Annotated in this window: 21 protein-coding genes; 1 reads left to right on the plus strand and 20 read right to left on the minus strand. The window is 43.7% G+C overall.

Annotated features, from left to right (window positions below; all coding sequences use genetic code 11):
- Positions 1 to 11 precede the first annotated feature (11 nt).
- On the plus strand, positions 12 to 1,745 hold the full coding sequence (lepA, locus tag IPM65_05115) for an elongation factor 4 (GenBank protein ID QQS43503.1): 1,734 nt from the start codon (positions 12 to 14) through the stop codon (positions 1,743 to 1,745).
- 241 nt (positions 1,746 to 1,986) lie between these two features.
- On the opposite strand, the gene IPM65_05120 is transcribed toward lepA, so the two are convergent.
- The 20 genes from IPM65_05120 to IPM65_05215 form a co-directional block, all read right to left on the minus strand.
- Positions 1,987 to 4,017 (minus strand): hypothetical protein, encoded by a 2,031-nt coding sequence (locus IPM65_05120; GenBank protein ID QQS43504.1) that lies wholly within the window; start codon positions 4,015 to 4,017, stop codon positions 1,987 to 1,989.
- A gap of 42 nt (positions 4,018 to 4,059) precedes the next feature.
- On the minus strand, positions 4,060 to 5,079 hold the full coding sequence (locus tag IPM65_05125) for a hypothetical protein (GenBank protein QQS43505.1): 1,020 nt from the start codon (positions 5,077 to 5,079) through the stop codon (positions 4,060 to 4,062).
- A 17-nt stretch (positions 5,080 to 5,096) separates the two neighbouring features.
- Positions 5,097 to 5,420 (minus strand): hypothetical protein, encoded by a 324-nt coding sequence (locus IPM65_05130; GenBank protein QQS43506.1) that lies wholly within the window; start codon positions 5,418 to 5,420, stop codon positions 5,097 to 5,099.
- Positions 5,421 to 5,473: 53 nt separating this feature from the next.
- Entirely contained in the window at positions 5,474 to 6,388 is a 915-nt protein-coding gene (locus tag IPM65_05135) for a tRNA dimethylallyltransferase (protein QQS43507.1), read from the minus strand.
- Entirely contained in the window at positions 6,385 to 7,257 is an 873-nt protein-coding gene (locus IPM65_05140; GenBank protein QQS43508.1) for a bifunctional 5,10-methylenetetrahydrofolate dehydrogenase/5,10-methenyltetrahydrofolate cyclohydrolase, read from the minus strand. The genes IPM65_05135 and IPM65_05140 overlap by 4 nt, the downstream gene beginning before the upstream one ends.
- Positions 7,258 to 7,331: 74 nt before the next feature.
- Positions 7,332 to 7,730, minus strand: coding sequence for a hypothetical protein (locus IPM65_05145; GenBank protein ID QQS43509.1), 399 nt, complete (start codon positions 7,728 to 7,730; stop codon positions 7,332 to 7,334).
- Positions 7,731 to 7,867: 137 nt separating this feature from the next.
- Complete coding sequence (locus tag IPM65_05150; GenBank protein QQS43510.1) at positions 7,868 to 10,432, minus strand: DNA gyrase subunit A; 2,565 nt, start codon at positions 10,430 to 10,432, stop codon at positions 7,868 to 7,870.
- Between the two features lie 28 nt (positions 10,433 to 10,460).
- Positions 10,461 to 10,835: an RDD family protein gene (locus IPM65_05155; GenBank protein QQS43511.1), complete on the minus strand. Its 375-nt coding sequence runs from the start codon at positions 10,833 to 10,835 to the stop codon at positions 10,461 to 10,463.
- A 19-nt stretch (positions 10,836 to 10,854) separates the two neighbouring features.
- A complete protein-coding gene (gene ppa, locus IPM65_05160; protein ID QQS43512.1) occupies positions 10,855 to 11,370 on the minus strand; it encodes an inorganic diphosphatase in 516 nt (171 codons plus the stop codon).
- Positions 11,371 to 11,393: 23 nt separating this feature from the next.
- Complete coding sequence (locus tag IPM65_05165; protein ID QQS43513.1) at positions 11,394 to 13,322, minus strand: DNA gyrase subunit B; 1,929 nt, start codon at positions 13,320 to 13,322, stop codon at positions 11,394 to 11,396.
- Positions 13,323 to 13,574: 252 nt separating this feature from the next.
- Positions 13,575 to 13,988 (minus strand): 50S ribosomal protein L7/L12, encoded by a 414-nt coding sequence (gene rplL / locus IPM65_05170; GenBank protein QQS43514.1) that lies wholly within the window; start codon positions 13,986 to 13,988, stop codon positions 13,575 to 13,577.
- A 51-nt stretch (positions 13,989 to 14,039) separates the two neighbouring features.
- A complete protein-coding gene (locus IPM65_05175) occupies positions 14,040 to 14,576 on the minus strand; it encodes a 50S ribosomal protein L10 (protein ID QQS43515.1) in 537 nt (178 codons plus the stop codon).
- A 139-nt stretch (positions 14,577 to 14,715) separates the two neighbouring features.
- Positions 14,716 to 15,015: a 50S ribosomal protein L31 gene (gene rpmE / locus IPM65_05180; protein QQS43516.1), complete on the minus strand. Its 300-nt coding sequence runs from the start codon at positions 15,013 to 15,015 to the stop codon at positions 14,716 to 14,718.
- Between the two features lie 70 nt (positions 15,016 to 15,085).
- Entirely contained in the window at positions 15,086 to 15,580 is a 495-nt protein-coding gene (locus IPM65_05185) for a transposase (GenBank protein ID QQS43517.1), read from the minus strand.
- A complete protein-coding gene (locus IPM65_05190; protein QQS43518.1) occupies positions 15,558 to 16,133 on the minus strand; it encodes a helix-turn-helix domain-containing protein in 576 nt (191 codons plus the stop codon). Before IPM65_05190 ends, IPM65_05185 begins: the two co-directional genes overlap by 23 nt.
- 48 nt (positions 16,134 to 16,181) lie before the next feature.
- Positions 16,182 to 16,838, minus strand: a complete 657-nt coding sequence (locus tag IPM65_05195; protein ID QQS43519.1) for a methyltransferase domain-containing protein — start codon at positions 16,836 to 16,838, stop codon at positions 16,182 to 16,184.
- Between the two features lie 183 nt (positions 16,839 to 17,021).
- Positions 17,022 to 17,717 carry a PCRF domain-containing protein gene (locus IPM65_05200; GenBank protein ID QQS43520.1) on the minus strand — a complete coding sequence of 232 codons (696 nt, stop codon included), beginning with the start codon at positions 17,715 to 17,717 and terminating at the stop codon, positions 17,022 to 17,024.
- 3 nt (positions 17,718 to 17,720) lie between these two features.
- Complete coding sequence (gene hisS, locus IPM65_05205) at positions 17,721 to 18,971, minus strand: histidine--tRNA ligase (protein ID QQS43521.1); 1,251 nt, start codon at positions 18,969 to 18,971, stop codon at positions 17,721 to 17,723.
- Between the two features lie 80 nt (positions 18,972 to 19,051).
- On the minus strand, positions 19,052 to 20,242 hold the full coding sequence (locus tag IPM65_05210) for a trypsin-like peptidase domain-containing protein (GenBank protein QQS43522.1): 1,191 nt from the start codon (positions 20,240 to 20,242) through the stop codon (positions 19,052 to 19,054).
- Positions 20,243 to 20,266: 24 nt separating this feature from the next.
- Complete coding sequence (locus IPM65_05215) at positions 20,267 to 21,526, minus strand: S41 family peptidase (protein QQS43523.1); 1,260 nt, start codon at positions 21,524 to 21,526, stop codon at positions 20,267 to 20,269.
- Positions 21,527 to 21,529 lie beyond the last annotated feature (3 nt).

Genomic DNA, 21,529 nt, shown 5'->3' on the forward strand with positions numbered 1-21,529 from the left:
CATAAGTATCTATGAAACCTTCGATTAGAAACTTCGCAATCATAGCGCACATAGATCACGGCAAGTCTACACTTGCGGATCGTCTGATGGAAATGACGGGTACCGTTGAAAAAAACAGACATGAAGAACAAATGCTTGACCGCAATCCGATTTCACGTGAACGCGGGATCACGATCAAACTAGCACCGGTCCGCATGAAGCACACAGTTGACGGTCAGGAAATCATTCTTAACCTTATTGATACTCCCGGTCATGTTGATTTTTCATATGAAGTTGACCGGACGTTAGCTTGTGTTGAGGGCGCTATTCTTCTTGTTGACGCCACGCAGGGAATTCAGGCACAGACGATTGCAAATACATACAAAGCACTTGATAAAAACCTGACTATCATCCCGGTCATCAATAAAATCGATATGCCCAGTGCTGAGGTTGAGAAAACGAAAATGCAGCTGATGGAGTTTCTGGGAGTTTCTGAGGATGAGATTATTTCGATATCAGCTAAAACGGGTGAAAATGTTGAAAAGATCCTCGAAACAATCATTACAAAAATCCCCGAACCGCACTCATATGATGCGGAAGCCTCTCTTGAAGCTCTGATTTTTGATTCATATTTCGACACCCATAAGGGAGTCATTGCATTCGTAAGACTATTTAACGGGACGGCAAAGGAACTGTCATCCATGAAGCTTGCAATCGGTGATGTCAGATTTGAATCTCCGGAAGTCGGGATGTTTACTCCTGAATTGAAAAGGACAAAAGAATTAGTCGCCGGCGAAATCGGATATATTGTCACAAATCTGAAAGACATTCACAATGTCAGGGTCGGAGACACGATCGTGCATCCTTCAAATAACAAACCACTGCCAGGGTACCGGACGGTTCATCCCATGGTTTTTGCATCTCTCTTCCCTACTGATCCTGCTGATTATGAAAATCTCAAAAAAGCGCTTGATAAAATATACCTTACGGATTCGGCACTTGAATACAGTGCCATTTACAGTCAGGCTTTAGGAGCGGGTTTTAGAGTAGGATTCTTAGGTCTTTTGCATGCGGATGTGGTACGTGAACGGCTGGAGCGTGAATACAATCTCAGTCTGGTGCTCACACCTCCGCAGGTGGATTACCAGATCGAGCAGGAACAATACAAAGAACCGATTGTCCATATTATGATCATTTCTCCTCAGGATTATGTCGGAAATGTCATGCAGCTTTGCGAAGATCATCGGGCGAAGTTCCTTACAATGGATAATAAAAATCAGGTCACTCTCGAATACGAAATGCCTTTGTCTGAAATGATTTCCGGATTTTTCGACAGTCTTAAATCTGTGACTTCAGGCTATGCTTCTTTTGATTGGGAGCTTCTCAGGTATGATTTTGTAGATGCGGACAAGTTATCACTTCTTCTAAACGGTGATGAAATTGAGGAGTTTTCTGAGATTGTTGTGAAGGATCGTGCGATGGAACAGGCGCAGTTTCTGACAAAACGTCTAAAAGAACTTATCCCCCGCCAGCAATATGAAGTGAAAATCCAGGCGCAGTATAAAGGGCGTATTATTGCATCAGAAAGACTTTCTGCATACCGCAAAGACGTACTGACAAAAAACAGTAAAACGGTCGGGGCCGGTGATGTCGGACGGAAAAAGAAGCTTCTCGAAAAGCAGAAAGAAGGAAAGAAGAAAATGAAGATGATAGGAAAAGTGGAAGTGCCGAAGGAGGCATTCATGAAACTCTTTAACGAAAAGTAGAATACTATTTCTTCACTTGTAACTGAAAATTTGTTCAGAAGTGAACTCGCCTTTTATTGTTAGCTCGAACATCCACTTCGTTCACAAACTTCGGTTACTGCGTTCAGAATTAGAGACTTTCACAGCATATCACTCGCTCGATACAGTATTTTTTTAATCATGTGGGCGTGCTCATTCCTGCACACTTCCCAAATTCGTTCAAGACAGAGATCTACGCTCTGCAGGTTCAGACAAATACGTGTTACAAAGCCAATCCGAGGAGGATGAGTACAAACGGTATAAGTACTGCAATCGCTGGATTCATACCCGGAGGCTGATCCTCGACTTCCAGTTTGGTCACCGGCGTAGCTGTGGGAGGAGGAGGTACGGGTGTAAATGTCGGTGTCGGCGGAATGGGTGTCGGGGTAGGAGGCACCGGAGTCGGTGTCGGTGTAAATGACGGTGTAGGTGTCGGTGAATGGGTCGGTGACGGGCTCGGAGTTTCAGAAGGAGAAGGTGACGGTGAAGGTGTTGGTGTATCTTCCGCCGGCTGTGTCGGTGTCGGAGTAGACTGCGGACAGGTTTGTGTTGCAGGATCGTATCCCGTACTGTTTTCAGAGATGGCAAAAGCATAACCGCCCGGCCACATTTCACCCGGAGGTACTGTGTTGGATGATTGCACGTTATGACATTCTATCGATTCTACCCCGTTGTTTTCAGTTCTGACATCCATCTGGGCAGTCTTACAGGGGGTTTGTTCATACTCAAATGTCATGGATTGTCCGGGCTGCAGGACAATATTCCGCTTTGGCTGGCTGAAGTTTCCGTCCCATTCTCCCACAAAACAGCTTTCTGCACCGTCAGCGCAGGCGTTATCTCCTCCCTCACAGCGATAACTGCCGCGATACTGTTCTTTCCTTCCTGGTACATACGTACATCTGAACAGATCAACTTCGATTTTATCGATAGGTTGTTCCGTACCGTTTTTAATCGTAATTCTATTTGAGTTGTAGGGATCAGGTCCCGAATCACACTCCAATACGCCGGAACGGTTATCATCATCATCGTCATCGCCTCCTCCGTCAGGAATCGTCATAGTCGGAGGTACGAGTACGATTGATTCATAGGGCTGGAATGCAATTTGTCTTTGGGCGTCAATAAGGGTAGTTGCACCGCGAATATTCGAATAGGTTTTATAACCTGCATAATTATGTTCAGGCAGCCGGACAGTCGGAGTTTCGTCTGACACATTGAGAAGCATACCCATATATTCACCGTTCTTTTCAGTAAGGGTACCCATGATCGGCTTAAAGTTGTACTCAGATACAAACGGATTATCCCACGGGTCCCCGTTTCCGCGGAATGCATCCGGCCACACAACTTGAGGACTGACAGCAAGCTGCTTTGCCACCAGTGACATTGTTGTTTTTTCAGCAACATTCATCGTATCAAAAACACCGCCGTTTACGAACTTTATCGGTGCCTTTTCAGGCTCAGTCTGTACATGGGTCACCATTGCAGAAACGAGTAATGAAAACCGCTTGATCTGATTCTGTACGATACTGCTCGGCATGGTGATCTCGGATAGTGAAAGCATTGAGTTCGGAGGGTATACTATTTTAGTACTCGAATCCCCGCTTATCGATTTTGAAGCATCATACATGGTGTCGAACATTGTTTTGACATAACCCCAAATATTTTCATCACGATTCTCGAATTTGATGCTGATGGCATTGATAATCGGCGGCGGTGCCCTTTCAAGTAAATCTTTTACCTGTTCTCTTGGCCAGAAGGTAGCGACACCTGCATGAAATAGGATTTTATCGGGTTTTAATGCCTTTACTTCGTTTGTCTTCGCCACATCAAATGCATTGTAATCCATAAGCTCGACTACTATTTGATCCTGATATTTAGCGTAATAAGCCTGAACAACCGGAGTCATATTTTCGTAATTTGAGAATGAAAGATACCATTTGAAACCCGCAGTCTGTAAGCTGTCAAATTGGGTGCTTTGTATCATGGCAGCGGTCGGGTTCTTTATTTTGATGTAGACATTGCCGCCGGGGAAGTAATTTTTAAGCTCCTGAACGGTCGTGTCATTGGTAATATCATTTACCATAACCCCGAATTTTTGATCTATCGGTCCGCGCTTATCATAAAATTTGAGAGAGATAGTATCGCCTGCCGCTCTTGAGCTTGTCAGCACACGGTACTGCTGTATTGCAAGTGAAAAGAAGATAACTCCAAGGATAAAAAATGCAATTGAAAACAGTAAATACGCTCGGCGGTGCATACCATAAGTCTAGCATAGACAGAAAGTAAATGTAATGAATGATTACATTGCAAGACCAAGCAGTACGAGAGCAAACGGAATCAGGATAGCGAGAATCGGATTGAATCCCGGAGCCTGTTCGTTCACGGTCAGATTCTGAACAGGTGTGGCAGTCGGTGCTTCAGCAATTACGACCGGCGTTGGTGCATCCTGTACTATGACTGTCGGGACAGGTGTGTTGCTCGGGACTGGAGTATCAGTGGGTACCGGTGTATCTGTCGGAACAGGAGTTTCAGACGGAGTAGGTGTCGGCGTTTCTGATGGTGTTGGAGTCGGAGTGTTTGACGGCGTCGGTGTAGGAGTCTCAGACGGTGTCGGCGTCGGTGAATGTGAAGGAGTGGGAGTAGGTGTCGGGGTCGGTTCATTTGGAGGTGTAGTCGGTGTTGGCTCATTAGGAGGAGTGGTAGGTGTCGGTTCGTTCGGCGGAGTCGTCGGGGTCGGTTCATTTGGAGGTGTAGTCGGCGTAGGCTGGTCACAGTTGTCGCCGAAACCTTCGGTACGTCCGGCATGGCTTACTCCCGGTGCATTAATCTGAACATCTACCTGCACCCTACCGCAGCTATTCCAGTTGGGGATGGTAAAATTCCATTCAAATGAATTGTTAGTCGCATTCGGGTTTGTATCACTGAGAGAAAGAGACCCTACTGTTGAAGTGTTATGCACATTATCTTTCAGATCATTATCGCTTTCGGTACATGATCCGCCGCTGCTTCCTGAACACCAGAACCAGGAAGTGTCATTAATATGATATACTCCTGAAGGACAATTTCCCGGTTCGCAAAGGAGCTGACAGCCGAATGTAGCTTTTGCGTTTCCGCTCCCGTCAACGTTAATATCTATGACGCTACAGCTGCCGCAGGGTTTATTGGAACCGTCCGCATTACATTGATTGAATGTTCCTCCTTCGGCCCGTGAGCTGGTTAATAATTGATATTGAGTAATTGCGAGTGAAAAGAATATCACACCGATCCCGAACAATATCGAGGAGATAATGATGTAAATAGTATTCTTTTGCAGTTTCATATGGCAAGTTGCGTGAGTTAGGGTGACATAAAGAACTGTACATAGAGCCAGAAACTTAAGCCACTCAGACAGAATACAACGGAAACGATCGTAATCAAAATGTATTTATCAACTTTGAGAAAGGATAGCGACGGTTTGTAAACGATTGTTGCGACATGGGGATTGTTTGGATCAGTTTTTTGCTTGTTTTCCTGTTTCTTGTCTTCTTTTACAGGTGCTTTTTCTTCTTTCTTTGCCTTTTTTTCTGTTTCCTTTTCCAGTTTCTTAACATCGAGCGGAGTACTGTGCTCTTTTTCGGGATTATCCTCAACTTTTTTTACAAAGGGAAGCGTGAATGCCATATTTTTTTATTATTTCATCTTTTGCTAAGAAAAGCAATATAGAGATTGCTTTTCTATACCTTCTCCCACCTGATGTGTTGATCTTTTTTCATCAATGTCAGCTGTCGTTTGGCGTATTGCATTTCCTTCGAGATCCATCGTTCCTTCATTGTCTCCTTGTCTGTACTTCCTTCCAAATATTCGATAACTTGTGCGTACCCGATGGTTCTCATTCCGGGATCCTGCGCCTGAAATCCACTATCAAGCAGTGTTTTTACTTCATCAATGGCTCCTTGCTGCAGTCTCTTCTCTACTCTTTCCGTAATCCGTACTCTGAGATCTTCTTTATTTTCGTATATAAAACCGACTAAGGAAAAGTCATTTTCATTCCAAGGTTCATTTGGATTTCCTGCCGATCCGCCTTTCATATGTGTCTCAATCTCAATTTTTCTGATGAGTCGTTGAGGATTATGTTTTTCGCTGTTATTGAGAGACAAAAACAGATCCGGGTTTTTTTCCCTGAGAATTTTTTGCAGTTCATGAACCGTTTTTTCGTTAAGTTCAGAACGCAGCGTCTGATCAGGTTCTACCTGGAAATCGGAAGTCCCGTAAAGAAGCTGCTGAATATAGAAAAAAGTACCGCCGACAATAATTGGCGTTTTACCCCGCTTTTGGATATCTTCAATGACCTGGGTTGCAAGTCCGACAAATTCAAAAGCAGAAAACGGTTTGTTCGGAGGAAGAATATCATACAGCCAGATCCGTGAACCGGCTTTTAATCCATAGTATCCGATATCCAAACCGTTGTACTGTTTATGCATGATAAATGTCCCGTCGGTCAGATCCAGATCTTTCCCAGTGATAATGTCAAGTCTCTTGTATATCTGCCTTGAGTCGGCATTGATGAGTTCACCGTCAAGCTTGCGCGCGAGCTCCAGTGCGTAGGCAGTTTTACCGGTCGCAGTTTGTCCCGTGATAATATGGATCATACCTTGGCTGCTTCAATGACGTTCTTAAAAAGATACAGTACATCAAGCGGACCGAGTCCGCCGGGGGTCTGGGTATAATAAGATGCGATATTCCGTATTTCCTCTTCATCATAGTCCCCTTTCAGTTTACCGTTTTCTTTTCTGAGACCGACGTTCAGAAGGATGACTCCCTCACGGAGATCAGAGGGTGTGATAATCTTTCTTCCCGTAGCGGTGATGATGATATCTGCGGATTTATATGCTTCCTGCGGATCGGGGGTTTGAGAGTGTGCGACGGTAAATGAAACGCCGATATCTTCCAGTGCTTTTGCAATCGGTGCTCCTCCCGTGATTCCCCGTCCGGCAATGACAATATTCTTATTCTGCAAAAATTGATAAAAGGAGTCTTTATCCTCGGAAAAATTGACCATAACCTCATGCGGATTATTCTCCCCTGCCTCTCTTGCGATAATATATTTCAGACCGCTCAAAACTGCTATGCTGAGAGGAAAGTGAAAAGTCGATTCGGGGTGATGACCTTCGATTTCTTTTTTGGGAGGGATAAGCTGATAGATCTCTTTCGTGTTATAGCTTTCAGGAAACGGATGCTGAATGATGATTCCCGTCGTTTTCGGATCCCGTGCTTTTTCTGAAACGATGCGTTTGAAATCTTCAGCTGACGGTTCTTCGGCAAGGTGAACAAGTTCAAACTCCACTCCGATCTTTTCGCCGGTGCGTTTTTTAATATTAACAAATGAAAGTTGTTCGGGCTCAGAACCGACAAGAATCGTGACCAGTTTGGGAGATATGCCGGAATTTTTTAACGACTGCACTCTTTGAATAAGTTCTTCCTGAAGATGTTGTGCAATTTCGCCACAGGGTATATTCATTTGCTTATTATACAGAAACTTTTGGGGTGTCGGGCGGGCGCAGAAATGCGCCCGCCCTATCACCGTGTACTTGACTAAAGATGTTCGCGCCAATCGTAGCCCAGGAGCTCTATGGCTCGTTCAGTCGTTATGGGCGACCTCTCGCTGAAGACTGACTCGAATTCATCCGACCAGCCTCCCATGTACTCCACGTATGCCCAAATTTCATTCAGGGCTTCATACACTGATGGTTGTGCTGACGCGCGGAGCAGTTTCACGAGAATTTCAGACGGAATGCTCATCCATGAGACCCATCTCTCTTCTTCATTCTCACTATTACCTTCGGAGAGAACAATATACAGTTGGTTGTCCCCTGCAAGGCGAGTTGCAGCACATTCATTTTCGGATTTCACAATGAGTACATCATCGTCTTTCACTGCACTTGCGAAGTGCACAAAGCTTGTGTCTGCGTTGTTGAGTTTGTGGATACTCATGCTCTCCTCTTTCTTGCAAAGTACTACAGCTTTTACGATTTGTGTACAGAAAGAACCCAAGCATATGGGCTGCTCTGATCCACAGGAGATATTATAGCCTATTTTCGGGGCTAAATCAATATTATAGGATAATTTTCTTAAATAAATGTTGCGCTTACAACCTTGTCATTCGGTTTTGAGAACCTCATCAGAATGACACCTTTTGCCGAACGGGAGTATGACGGGATTGACTTTACATCAGTTTTTACTACCTGTCCGTGTTGACTGGTGATGATAATTGTATTATCTTCAGGTTCAATGATCTGGGCAAATGCGATTTGTCCCATTTTCTTGTCAGCAGGAGCAATTTTTACTCCTTTTCCGCCGCGGTGCTGGTCTTTGAAGTGCTTCATCTGTACCCGTTTGCCGATACCTTTTTCGCCCATAACGAGAATTGATTTCTTCAGATCCTCATTGGTAAACACATCAGCTGCGACTACCGTGTCGCCTTTCCCAAGATCAATACCCTTCACACCCCGTGAAGCACGTCCGGTTTCACGGACTTCCTTTTCTTTGAAAAGTATAGCTTTTCCGCCGCGACTGACAAGCATCACATTCATATTTCCGTCAGTCAGTTTGGAAGTCAAAAGCTCGTCATCGTCATTCAAGGTGATTGCAATAAGTCCGTTGCTTCGAATATTTGAGTATTTATCAAACTCAGTTTTTTTGACTAATCCAAGTTTAGTAAGCATCAGAATATTTGTTGAATCCTTTTTCTTTTGGAACTCTTCTTCATTGAATGAAAGGACAGATGTCACATTCTCATTCGGTCGGAGCGTAAGAAGGTTCACAATGGCTTTTCCTTTTGAAGTACGTGATCCCTGCGGAATTTCCCACACACGGTTTTTGAATACGCGACCTTGATTGGTGAAAAACAGCATAAAATCATGAGTCATGGCTGTCGTGATATAGAAGATATCATCGCTCTCTTTCGTTGTCATGCCCGATACACCCTTTCCGCCGCGTTTCTGTACTTTGAATGTTTCTCTCGGTACCTGTTTGATATATCCTTCTTTTGTGAGGACGACGATGACTTCTTTATTTGCAATAAGCATGTCTTCGGTGATTTCGCCGGGTTTATTTTTCTGAACTTTCGTTCGACGTTTATCGCCAAACTTTTCTCTCAATTCCTTCAGTTCATCCTTGATGACACCGAGAATCTTGAATACATCTTTCAAAAGCTCTTCAAGATAATTGATGAGTTCACGGAGTTTTGCAAGTTCTTCTTCAATTTTGTCTCTTTCAAGACCTGTCAGTCTTTTAAGTTGCATGTCAAGAATAGCCTGAGACTGGATTTCAGAAAGACCGAATTTTTTCATCAAACTCTGTCGAGCGGTCGGCTCATCTTTTGATTTTCTGATAATCTCAATTACTTCATCAATATTGTCGAGAGCGATGATATAACCTTCAAGAATGTGTGCCCGATGTTTTGCCTGAGCAAGTTCATACTCTGATCTTCTGCGAATGATATCAATACGATGTCGGATGTATAGTTCCAAAATCGTTTTGAGCGACAGAGTTTGCGGGACGCCTTCCACCAATACGACCATATTTACCGGAAAGGTTGTCTGAAGCTCCGTATGTTTATACAGATTATTCAAAACCTTTTTGTAAACGGCATCTCTTTTGAGCTCGATGACAACCCGGATTCCGTCTCGATCAGATTCATCACGCAGATCTGAAATTCCGTTTATCTTTTTATCAATGACGAGCCGTGCAATTTTGGAAACAAGATTTGCTTTGTTTACCTGATACGGAAGTTCGGAAACGACGATTGCCATTTTCCCTTTTCCGAGATCTTCCTCCTCAACGATTCCCCGTACCAGAATCTTTCCTCTCCCAGTCTGATATGCCTGTTTAATATCCTTTGAGCCGTATATGATGCCTCCCGTCGGGAAATCAGGTCCCTGAATGTATTCCATAATCTGATCAAGATCAGCATCAAACATCAGTTTGTGATCGGTGGGTTTTGAAATTGCCGGTTCCGCTTTTACCGGATCGGATGTTTCTGTAGTTCCTTGAGTCACGGGAGCCGGAACTTCTGCAACCTCAGCAGTTTCAGGTGCAAATTTTGCATTATCAATAAGATGTACTACTGCATCGATTACCTCAGTAAGATTGTGGGTCGGGATTTTGGTCGCCATACCGACTGCAATTCCTTCCGCTCCCATCAGAAGAAGGTTCGGAAGCTTTGCCGGTACATAATGCGGTTCTTTTAGAGTTCCGTCAAAATTGTCGGTCCACGTAATCGTTTCTTTATCGATGTCAAACATCATCTCTTCCGCGATTTTGGTGAGTTTTACTTCCGTGTAACGCATGGCAGCCGGCGGATCACCGTCGATTGAACCGAAGTTCCCCTGGCCGTTTACGAGCGGATACCGCATCGAAAAATCCTGTGCAAGACGGACAAGTGCATCATATACGGAAGCATCACCGTGCGGATGATATTTTCCCAGAACCTCTCCGACTACTTTTGCTGATTTAGAATATCGTCCTCCCGCAGATAATCCCATCTTGTACATAGCGTACAGAATGCGGCGATGGACAGGCTTCAGTCCGTCACGGACATCCGGCAAGGCACGTGAGACGATAACTGACATAGCGTAATCAAGATACGCTTTTTTCATTTCTTCCGTAATCGGTGCGAGGTTGATGTTTGTCATAGATTCATGAATAAGTTACAAGAACAATTTATACTTTTACGACGTATGTATTGGCAATTTTGTCATGCCATCCCTGCTTTTTGCCGTCAAACAGAATCCAGATATATCCGAGAAGGAGCGGAATACCTGAGACGATATATCCGATATATCGGAGTCCTGCAGTCATCCAGTCCATCGGTTTTCCGTCAGTCCGGACTACTTTGATATGCATTGCTTTCTTGCCCAGAGTCTGGCCGTCCTGTTTGACCCAGAAAAAGATATAGTATGCAGCTCCAACAACCATACCCAAAGCACCTGATTCGGCTGTCTGACCGAGAAGGGCTCCGACAATACCGAGAATAATCGCATCAATAAGAAAAGAAACGAAACGGGCTCCCGAACCAGCAAGTTGTTGGTTTTCCATAAAAGTATGAAATTAATAATTATTTTTTAATACACTTCTCAATCTCTTTAAAGGCTTCTCCTTTACCGAGGAATGCTTTCGTTTTCACCCATTTTCCCGGTTCAAGTTCTTTATAATGATCGAAAAAGTGTTTAATTTTCTTTTGAGTAGGCTCGTCAAGATCTGCCACGTCATCGATATGTGCATAAAACGGATCTACTTTGGTGGTCGGTACGGCAATAACTTTGGTATCGACACCGGCTTCGTCTTCCATCTCAAGCATACCGATAACCCGTACTGAGATGACAATTCCCACTGCAAGCGGTTGGGATGATACGACCATGACATCGACCGGATCACCGTCATCAGCAAGAGTATTCGGGATAAAACCATAGTTGAAAGGATACGGCATTGCAGTGTAATGGAATCTGTCCGCAACAATAAAACCGGATTCTTTGTCAAGTTCGTACTTTACCAGTGATCCTTGGGGGATTTCCACGACGACATTTACTACTTCCGGCGGATTATCTCCGATTTTCAGTTTTTTAAGATCCATATGTATTTTAAAAATTATTAAAATTAGATATCCAGTTCTGCCAGCTTTGCATGAGTGGTGATGAATTTCTTGCGCGGCGGCACTTCTTCTCCCATAAGCATGGTAAACGTCAGATCAGCTTCTTCAGCGTCGTCAATGTTAATCTGCTTGAGTAATCTTGCTTCGGGGTTCATGGTTGTCTCCCAGAGTTCTTCCGCATTCATTTCTCCCAAACCTTTAAACCGCTGAATATTCCAGTTTTCACCGGTGTGATCTTTCATAAATTTGTCTTTGTCTTCATCAGTATAAAGATACAGTTTCTCTTTTCCGCGGGATGCTTTATAAAGCGGCGGGACTGCAACATACACCATTCCCTGCGCTACAAACTGATGCAAATGTCTGAAAAAGAATGTCAGGTACAGCGTTTTGATATGAGATCCGTCGATATCGGCATCGGTCATAATGATGATCTTGTGATACCGGGCGCGACTGATATCAAATTGGTCACCGATGCCGGCTCCCAATGCGACAATCAGGTCTTTGAACTTGTCGGAACCGATCACCCGGTCCAGACGGTATCGTTCGGTGTTCAAAATCTTCCCGAAAAGCGGCAAAATAGCCTGAGTCCGTCGGTCCCGTCCTGACTTTGCACTTCCGCCTGCCGAATCTCCCTCAACAATAAAAATTTCTGATTTTGTCGGATCTTTTTCCTGACAGTCAGCCAGTTTTCCCGGCAATGCGGATCCTTCAAGCGCTCCTTTTCGGAGAACGGCATCTTTTGCGGCTTTTGCGGCAAACCGTGCCCGCTGGGCGAGAAGAATTTTACCTATAATTTCCTTGGCATCACGGGGATTTTCTTCAAAATAGATATCAAGTGCTTTGTTTACAGTGGTCTGAACTACTGACTGTACTTCGGAGTTTCCGAGCTTCCCTTTTGTCTGACCTTCAAACTGTAAGTCATTTGACGGCATCTTGACATATACTACTGCTGAAAGTCCTTCTTTGATATCATTTCCTGAGAAACTTTCTTTAAAATCTTTCTCAGCAAGCACTTTTCTTGCGTAATCATTGATTGATTTCGTGAGAGCAGTTCGGAACCCCGTAAGATGAGTTCCGCCTTCGACGGTATTGATCACGTTGACGAACGTGTGAACATTTTCAATCAGCGAGTCATTAAACTGCACCGCTACTTCTACCTCAATATCTCCTTCACCGCTTTTGATTTTGATAGGATCATGGAGAACTTTCTTCCCTTTATTCATGTCCCGGATAAGCGAAAGAATTCCGCCTTCGAAATAGTACGCTGAGCGGTCATGTTCCTTTTTGTTTTCTATTCTAAAAAACACGTGGGGGATAAGATAAGCCTTTTCCTTAATTTGCTTTTTAAATTTCGGATAGTTAATTTCTGTTGTCTCCTTAAATATTTCCGGATCCGGCTTAAAAGATACTGCAGTTCCTGTTTCAAACGGCATATTGAGCATGGAAGACGGTACGACCTTCGTATCATAAGCCGGTACTCCACGATGATATTCCTGTCTGTATACTTTCCCTTCGCGTTTGACTTCAGCAATGAGATGCTCTGAAAGTGCATTTACTACCGATGCTCCTACCCCGTGAAGTCCTCCTGACACCTTGTATGCACCCTGACCGAATTTACCGCCGGCATGAAGCATTGTCATGACCAATTCAAGAGCGGATTTGTTGTATTTTGCGACTTTTTCTACAGGAATTCCCCGTCCGTCATCAAAAACGGTAAGATATCCGTTTTCTTCGACAACAACATGAATATTGTTAGCGTATCCTGCAAGAGCCTCATCAATACCGTTATCAACGATTTCATTCAGTGAGTGATTTACACCTGCCTGACTTGTCGTACCGATGTACATTCCAGGGCGTTTCCGTACCGGATCAAGACCTTCAAGAACTGTAATGGATTCCGCACCGTAGTTTTGTTTTGTATCGTTTTTGGGCATATGTATATGTATTTGATTTATGAAGTTAAAAAAAGATTATAACATAATACCGCGTGGAATTGTAGCAGTCAAGGCTACAATTTCCCATAAAAAAACCGTCCGTTTTTGTGAAACGGACGGCTGGTCTTGTCATGCTGAATCTGTCACCAAGAAGGTGAGTTTCAACATTCTTTATTTGTCAGTTCCTGATACCTTATTGATCACTTCGTGACAAGTTCAGGATGACAAGAGGAATAGTTACTATCCCTCTTGTCATTTAAGTTCAACAGTTGCGCCTGCGGCTTCAAGTTTTGCTTTTGCTGCTTCGGCTTCTTCCTTTTTGACATCTGTCAAAAGTTCTGCTGGTGCTGATTCGACCATTTTCTTTGCATCCATAAGTCCGAGATCCTGTTTGATTTCGCGAACTGCTTTAATGACTGCAAGTTTCTGATCTCCTGCTGCTGTTATGACAACGTTGAATGTTGTTTTCTCTTCTGCAGGTGCTGCTTCAGCTGCTCCGGCTGCTGCAGGTGCTGCTGCCATCATAGGCATAGCTGAGACACCGAATTTTTCTTCAAGATATTTTGCAAGGTCTGCCATTTCGACGACTGTAAGTCCTTCGATACTGTCTGCAATCTTCTGAAGTTTGTCATTCAATGTTACTTCGTTTTTTGTTTCTTCTGCCATGTATTTCTTGCACCTCCTCTCAATGATATGAGTAAATAGTAAAAAATGCTGTTAGCCTTGTTTTGCTTTTGCGTTCAAAATATATACAAATTTCTGCATCGGATTCTTGATGGCACGGGTTGTGCGGACCATCGGGTTTTTCATAGCTCCGAGAAGCTTGGCAACAAGTTCATCCTTTCCGGGAAGCTGTGCCAGTTTCTTCAGACCCTCTGCATCATATGCATTGTTTTCAATAAGTCCGAACTTGAATGAAAATGATTCATTCTCTTTTGAAGCGGTAAAATATGATTTAAGAGCGTCAGCCCAATCACCTTTAAACATAATGACGGCACTTGTAGCTTTCAGGGGAAAGTGCTTATCACGGACTTCACGATATTCTTTACTTTCTTCGGAAAGCTTATTAACTGCTTTTTCGAATAAAGTGTTCTTCACTACCTGCAGTTTTGCGTCTTTCTTTTTCAGATCCTTGCGAAGAGTTTCAAGATCTTTATGAGTAGTTTTTTCAAACTGGATAAGCGCAAAGTTATTTGCATTCTTGAGGACTTCGATCACAGAAGTAACGATCCCTTTTTTCTGAGTGTTTACCATATGTGTATCACTTGTTCCCGATATGTATCGGGACCCTACCTGAGGATTTATGGTCAATTACTTGACGACCGCAGGTCCTGGTGACTTATAATTAGAGTTCCTATTCTAATAGACTTCTTGTCTATTTGCAAGTCTATGCTTAAGCTTCGCTCAAAAGTTCTTTCAAACTTTTTGTTGAACGATCCTGAGTTCCTTGTTTTTTCGATTTCTTGGAAGCCATTTTTGCCTGATATTTCTTTGCTTCCTGTTGTTTCTTCAAGAATTTATCTACAGTACCTTTTGTATCAAGGAATCGCTGTTCCCCGGTATAGAAAGGATGACACTTGGAGCACACCTCGACCGAGATCGAACTTTTCGTTGATCCGGTAGTAAAAGTGTTGCCACAAGAACATGAAACTGTAGCTTCTTCAAAATATTTTGGATGGATCTGTGTTTGCATAGAAATTTTATTATACCATGTAATCCGAATTTCTCAAGATCATGTATGAGTTCCATACATATGGCACTCTTTAGGTAAAATAGATAATAGGTAATCCATAGGTGAAATATTGTTCAGGCTTTTTGTGAACTCGCTTTGTATTGTACCAGACGAGGTATTCAATAAGGTGACGATTGAATGATCCGATACCGGTCCACTTGGTATAGATGTAGGGGTTCATAAATTCTTCCTGGAGTGTTCTGTTTGCTCGCTCAATAAAGGCATTGATCTTGGGACATCTGGGGTAGATAAAGAGGTGTGGGATATTGTTTTCTTCCAGATAGTCATGGAAGTTTCCCAGATACTCGAGGCCGTTATCTGTTTGTATGGTTTTTATACCATCTTGTATTGGGTATACTAGTTCCAGTCTTCTCATAAAATCAGCACCGTTTCGGCTGTTGAGTTTTGAGTATCCGTAGGAGAACTGGAATTTGAGTTTGATGTCCACTGCATTGAAGACATACAGCTTGATTCCGTGTACAAACTTCGTGATGGTATCAATCTCAATGTATCCGGTATCTTCCACCTTGGGGAGACCGCTTGACCTTCTGTCGGTACTTTACTTTCCGTTTTGCAAAGCCACTTGCTGGATTGTGATAGATCCGGTAGGTCTTGCGCTGCAGGTTGTGTCTTTTGATCACTTTTCCAATGGTTGACTCAGATATAGTTGAAATTCCTTCCTGTAGGCAATACTCATCAAGTAAGGGCTTGATCTTCTCCTTTCCCAAACAAAAGTATTGTTCTCGAATCTCTTTGATAAAGGATATGACCTTCGGGTGAGTCTCCATACGTCGGGGTGTCTTTGGCTTGGTTGTCTCTGGTATCAGGCTATCCAACTGCCCTTCTGAATCTCGCCGTCTCTTCCTCCATCGAAACAATGTCCTTCGTGATATCCCATATGCATCAACTGCAGCTTGTATCCCGTACTTCTCTGCAAATGTCAGAACATCGTTTCTGATTTGTGCTACATCTGACTGATTGTAGTCTGATAGAGATCGTATCTTTTTCATAAGATCTCTATTGTACTGCCAGTCATAACTCCTAATTACTCGAAGCTGATCTCCTCCCCATTTACTCATAGATGTTAGTTCCCCTATGAGTGCCATATCTTTCGTAACTTATTCAGATCATATGACGTCCCTACGATGACTTGTTGCTGAAAGTGCATTGAAATGCGTTTCGAACCGGTGAGGGTTTGTTTCTACCCAATCCGGAAACTCGGTCATGGCATCATTATGAGGTTTATAAAGGTAGATTCTGTTCGTTTCAGTATATTGATCCAGGTCGGGAGCACGATCTACCAGAATCGTAGCAATTCCCGCCTCTTGTAATACTTCATTGATTACCGCATTATCAAAGCGCGGAAATTGCCGTGATGAGTGTACAATTCCTATCCCACCCGGCTGAAGCGAGCGATATGCTTCTGAAAACCATCGGATCGGATCATCGGACCACTCCGCTACCCTACTTGCGAGAAAAAGCGATACGGATTCTGTTCCAATCCCGTCTTCCATAAAGAAACCATTTCTGTATTCAAACGGTATCGTCGGAAATCTCGTTTGCATGAACTCTTCAGTCAGTCTGAAATCAGGAGGAGTGACAACATTCGTTCCTAAATACAACTGAGGCAGCCGACTATACTGGGCATAGAGGTTAAAAAGAGGAATTGCTTCAGCCCCTGTCCCGATTCCGACATTCAAAACGGTATATGGAGAGGCTTTTGCATAAAGTCTATGCGAAAGTATATCCGGAGCGTAGGAACCAAAGTCGTTCCTTTCGTTCATATATAAAGCATCCCGTAAATGGTATGACCCGTTTATTTTCGTACAAGCTTGGTATAGACTGGATTCCCAGAGGGCAAACGGATTTTCTGCTGTTGAATGAGGCATTGGATATTATATCCGATATCAAAAAGAAATCAATTTTACAGCTTGCTATCAAGCTATAATAAATTATTCAGATGAGGTCTAGTTGAAAGCTGCAAAAACCTTTTCCCACTTTCCCTGATCGATGATATCTTCAAGGTTGTGAAAGCTCTTGTTGATTCGGTGATCAGTGAGACGGCTTTGAGGAAAATTGTAGGTACGGATTTTTTCTGCTCGTTCTCCGTTTCCGATATCTTTAACGTATGAAAACATCATTCCTTTTTTCTTTTCCTCTTCTAGCTGATAGAGTTTACCTGCAAGCAACTCGAGAGCAATCTGCCTGTTTGCCTGCTGTGTCCGTTCCTGACTTGAGGTGACGACCACACCGGTCGGCTTATGTGTCAGTCTCACGGCCGATGCAACTTTATTGACGTTCTGGCCTCCGTGACCTCCCGCACGGTAAAACTGCCAATCCAGATCTCCCTGGTTGATCTGTACCTCATTTTGCGAAATTTGCGGCGTGACAATGATAACGGCTGTTGAAGTATGGATACGGCCGCGCTTTTCCGTTGTCGGAATACGCTGTACTCTATGAACTCCCGTTTCATTCTTAAAATTGTTAAATGCATTCGGTCCCTTGATCCGGATAATATTTTCTTCGATAAACTGGGATTTCATGCCGTGTTTTTCGGCAAATTTCATATAGGAGACCAGAAGTTCCCGACCCCATATTTTTGATTCATCTCCTCCAGCGCCCTGTGCGGCTTCAATAATGACAATGTTTGAGTTGATGTTCATCGGTTATTTGCAAATTTCTATGGCTTCTTGAATATCGGTTCTTTTTTCTTCGCCAGACTTCATGTTTTTAACGGTGAGTTTATTCTCTTTTGCTTCGTCAGGTCCGACAATTATAACAAACGGTATTTTCTTTAGGTCTGCATACTTAAGCTGTTTTCCGATTTTATCTGCAGTTGTCGGAATGATTTCTGTGTTGATGTTCTGTTCTCTGAATTTTTTTGCAATTTCGAGCGCAACAGGAGCAAGCTTTTCATCGAAAACGGTTACTAAAACCTGAGTTCCGTTTTCCATATCCGGGATCAATTGGAGCTTTTCAAGAACCTCTACCGTCCGGTCAAATCCGACTGCAAATCCGACTGCAGGCACCTGTGGCCCGCCGAGATCTGAAATAAGATTGTCATATCTTCCTCCCCCACCGACAGACCCGCTTCCGTATTCGGGAATAATCCCCTCAAAAATAAGACCGGTGTAATAGTCCAATCCTCTTGCAAGATATGGTTGAAATTCAAAAACGGCTTTCGGAACTCCGAGCTTTTCTGCCTGGTCCAGGATCACCTGCAGATTGATCGGCACTTTTGTCTCGTTCAGTTTTTTCAGTAAAAGCTGTGCATTTTCCTTCGGCAATCCTTTTTTCATCAGTTCTTCGACGACTCCCTCTTCCTGAATTTTGTCCAGTTTATCGATTGTTTGAATAATTGAAAGTGTTGAAAGCTCAGATGATTCAAACGGCTTTATGGTTTCAAAGAGTGTCTGTCTGTCATTTACACGGATAATGAAGCTGTCAAAACCAAGTTCCTTATAAACCTGATAAAAAACGGCAAGTATTTCAGCATCGGCTACAGAGGAAGTTGATCCGAAAATATCGCAGTCACATTGGGTAAATTCACGGAATCTTCCTGCCTGAGTATTCTCAGCGCGAAAAACATTCTGGATCTGGTATCTGCGAAAGTATTTCGGAAGAGTGCCGCTATACTGGGAAAGAAATCGTGCCGTAGGGACAGTCTGATCATAGCGAAGACCCACCATACGTCCGCCTTTATCTTCAAAGGTGTACATAAGTTTGTCCGCTTCTTCCCCGTACTTTCCCTGGAGAACGGCAGCGTATTCCAATGTTGGTGTTTCTATCGGATCAAATCCGAAGCGCTCAAAAACCTGTTTGATTCTGCCGATGACGTAATCACGGTTACGTTTTTCTAAGGGCAAAAAGTCACGGAATCCTTTGAGTGTTTGGAGTTTGATTTGTTGGTTTGCCATGAAGTAATTATACACTGGAGGAGGCGTTTCCAGAAATGAAACGTCAAATTGAAGAATGCGGTATTGAAATACGTGAACGGCTATTCTTCGTAGGCTTCCACGGTAAGAGAAACTTCACGTGTCTCCCCGTCTCTCCACACGGTAAGCGTGATTGAATCACCGACCCTTTTTCGGAGAATAACCCTAGCAAGGCTGTCTTCCTGACTTCCGTCAATGTTTGTGCCGTCTATCCGGGTAATGATATCATCAGCTTCTATACCGGCAACATCGGCAGGCGATCCCTGTACGACACTGTCAACATAAGCGCCTTCAACAATATCATTCTGGATAGCGGTTTTCTCATCTACCATTGAGTATCGTACACCGATATACGGTCTTTGGAACGATCCTCCCTGAGCTTCAAACGTATCAAGAAGATCTTTTACTACATTGACCGGAATCGCAAATCCGATATTCTGTCCCTGACTGGACACGGCTGTATTCACTCCGATTACCTGTGCTGAAGAATTGAGAAGCGGTCCTCCTGAATTTCCCGGGCTGATTGCCGCATCAGTCTGTATGACACTATCCAGTCTCTCGACGAAGCCTTCATACGGTGAGCCGGCGGTGATGCCTCGGCCGAGACCCGACACGACACCCGTCGTGATAGTATTCTGGAATTCTCCCAGAGGTGTCCCGATTGCGATTGCCAGCTGTCCCAGCTTCAGTTCTGAAGAGTCACCCAGTTGAAGCGGTGTGAGGTTGTCGGCATCAATCTTGAGAATAGCCAGATCATTCAGCGGATCTCGATAGATATTGGTTACTTCATATTCTTTTTGATCATTTGTTACAACCTTGTAAGTCGCATCAGTTTCCAGGACGACATGCTTATTTGTGATAATGATTCCGTCCTCGGTCACGATAAAGCCGCTCCCGATATTCTGTTCAATGGTTTCTTCTTCACCGGGAGTTTCCCGGAACGGAGTAAAGGGATCAAACGGATCGATCTGAATCCGGCTTTGTCCTTGACGTGTGACCTTAATGCCGATTGTGACCACGGAAGGAAGTGCTTTGTCTACAACATCAATGATTATCGATTCTTCACTGACAATTTTTACTTCCTGTTCTGATTTTTTATCGTTGTTGAGGGACGGAGCATTTTTGAAAAGTGACGAGAAGAAAGAAGTCTCCTGCACCGGTTCGTAATGTTGTAGTGCAGAAACTCCCAGAATAACTACTGACAGAAAAATGATAAGTCCCTTGACGGATATATTACGTTTCACTTTTTCCATAAAAGTTATAGCTACGGTAAACTATTATTTTTTTGCGGCGGTAATCTCAAGTGCTTTCTTAAGTTGAACATCTGTTTCATCAGTTACTGTGTTGCCTTCGGCAACCTCATTTTCAAGAGTTACTTCTGGTTCAATACCTTTTCCGTTGATCCATTCACCGTTGGGAAGAATCCATTTTGCAATGGTGACATGAAGTCCGGCACCTTCCTGCAAATCCAGAGCTTCCTGAACGGATCCTTTCCCGAAACTTTTCGAACCGACAAGAGTAGCGCGGCCATGATCACGGAGTGCTCCGGCAAGTATTTCCGATGCGGAAGCAGAACCCTGATTGATAAGAACAGTCAGCGGGATATCAAGGAGAATTCCCGTTCGTCTTGCCGTGTAAATGCGATCGTTTTTATCGGTAGTTTCCTGCTTCACGACTGTTTTTCCTTTCTCAATGAACTCTGATGCAATATACACCGCACTTTCCAGATATCCCCCGGGATTACCTCTCACATCAAGCACCATACCGTGAATCTCACCTGCCTGGTATTTGGCGCTTATTTCGCTGGCTGCTTTATCCCATTCGGAGTTAGTGGTGTCGCCGAACTGATTGAGTCTCAGGTGGGCAATCGTTTTATTGCCTGATTTTTCATATGAAAGTTCTATTGAAGGAACTTTGATTTCCTGTCGGGTGATAGTAACATCAAGTTCGGTGCCGCCGCGCAGTACCGTAAGGGTGACTTCGGTATTCTCTTCCCCCCGTATTTTCGAAACGGCTTGCGTAAGGGTCCACTTGTCCGTGGATTCCCCGTCTACTTTTGCTATTACATCTCCTGATCTTAGTCCGGCCGCTTCTGCAGGTGAATCTTTAAGAGGTGAAACGACGACGATTCTCCCGTCTTTCAGCCCGAGCTGTGCGCCGATTCCCTGGAACTTTCCGCCGAGATCGTCTTTCGACTGTTGATTTTCTTCCGGTGTAAGGAAGAATGTATAAGGATCCTCCACAGATGCGACCATGCCTTTTATTGCCCCGTAATACATTTTTTCAGGATCAAGTTTCGTGTCATCTATATATTTTTCTTCGAGCTTGCCCCAGGTATCCCAAAAGAGACTAAAGTCAATATTTTCCCCATCGGCATTTTTGGCAGTCGTGTTTGTAGCATTGAAAATAGTATAGGAAGATTGAGCTCTTGCATCCTTTTTTATTTGCCATTCAGCGTACTTATACCCTGATCCGAACAGGAAAATACCAATTGAGAGAAACAACAGGACATCAGTTAATTTTTTGTTTTTTATCATCAT

The sequence above is a fragment of the Candidatus Roizmanbacteria bacterium genome (assembly GCA_016700135.1).
In the GTDB taxonomy this organism is placed as follows: Bacteria; Patescibacteriota; Microgenomatia; order UBA1406; family GWC2-37-13; genus UBA1450.

Excerpts from the sequence above, each read along its gene's own strand:
- lepA (QQS43503.1), top strand. The coding sequence starts at position 12 with ATGAAACCTTCGATTAGAAACTTCGCAATCATAGCGCACATAGATCAC.
- IPM65_05120 (QQS43504.1), bottom strand. The coding sequence starts at position 4,017 with ATGCACCGCCGAGCGTATTTACTGTTTTCAATTGCATTTTTTATCCTT.
- IPM65_05125 (QQS43505.1), bottom strand. The coding sequence starts at position 5,079 with ATGAAACTGCAAAAGAATACTATTTACATCATTATCTCCTCGATATTG.
- IPM65_05130 (QQS43506.1), bottom strand. The coding sequence starts at position 5,420 with ATGGCATTCACGCTTCCCTTTGTAAAAAAAGTTGAGGATAATCCCGAA.
- IPM65_05135 (QQS43507.1), bottom strand. The coding sequence starts at position 6,388 with ATGATCCATATTATCACGGGACAAACTGCGACCGGTAAAACTGCCTAC.
- IPM65_05140 (QQS43508.1), bottom strand. The coding sequence starts at position 7,257 with ATGAATATACCCTGTGGCGAAATTGCACAACATCTTCAGGAAGAACTT.
- IPM65_05145 (QQS43509.1), bottom strand. The coding sequence starts at position 7,730 with ATGAGTATCCACAAACTCAACAACGCAGACACAAGCTTTGTGCACTTC.
- IPM65_05150 (QQS43510.1), bottom strand. The coding sequence starts at position 10,432 with ATGACAAACATCAACCTCGCACCGATTACGGAAGAAATGAAAAAAGCG.
- IPM65_05155 (QQS43511.1), bottom strand. The coding sequence starts at position 10,835 with ATGGAAAACCAACAACTTGCTGGTTCGGGAGCCCGTTTCGTTTCTTTT.
- ppa (QQS43512.1), bottom strand. The coding sequence starts at position 11,370 with ATGGATCTTAAAAAACTGAAAATCGGAGATAATCCGCCGGAAGTAGTA.
- IPM65_05165 (QQS43513.1), bottom strand. The coding sequence starts at position 13,322 with ATGCCCAAAAACGATACAAAACAAAACTACGGTGCGGAATCCATTACA.
- rplL (QQS43514.1), bottom strand. The coding sequence starts at position 13,988 with ATGGCAGAAGAAACAAAAAACGAAGTAACATTGAATGACAAACTTCAG.
- IPM65_05175 (QQS43515.1), bottom strand. The coding sequence starts at position 14,576 with ATGGTAAACACTCAGAAAAAAGGGATCGTTACTTCTGTGATCGAAGTC.
- rpmE (QQS43516.1), bottom strand. The coding sequence starts at position 15,015 with ATGCAAACACAGATCCATCCAAAATATTTTGAAGAAGCTACAGTTTCA.
- IPM65_05190 (QQS43518.1), bottom strand. The coding sequence starts at position 16,133 with ATGAGTAAATGGGGAGGAGATCAGCTTCGAGTAATTAGGAGTTATGAC.
- IPM65_05195 (QQS43519.1), bottom strand. The coding sequence starts at position 16,838 with ATGAACGAAAGGAACGACTTTGGTTCCTACGCTCCGGATATACTTTCG.
- IPM65_05200 (QQS43520.1), bottom strand. The coding sequence starts at position 17,717 with ATGAACATCAACTCAAACATTGTCATTATTGAAGCCGCACAGGGCGCT.
- hisS (QQS43521.1), bottom strand. The coding sequence starts at position 18,971 with ATGGCAAACCAACAAATCAAACTCCAAACACTCAAAGGATTCCGTGAC.
- IPM65_05210 (QQS43522.1), bottom strand. The coding sequence starts at position 20,242 with ATGGAAAAAGTGAAACGTAATATATCCGTCAAGGGACTTATCATTTTT.
- IPM65_05215 (QQS43523.1), bottom strand. The coding sequence starts at position 21,526 with ATGATAAAAAACAAAAAATTAACTGATGTCCTGTTGTTTCTCTCAATT.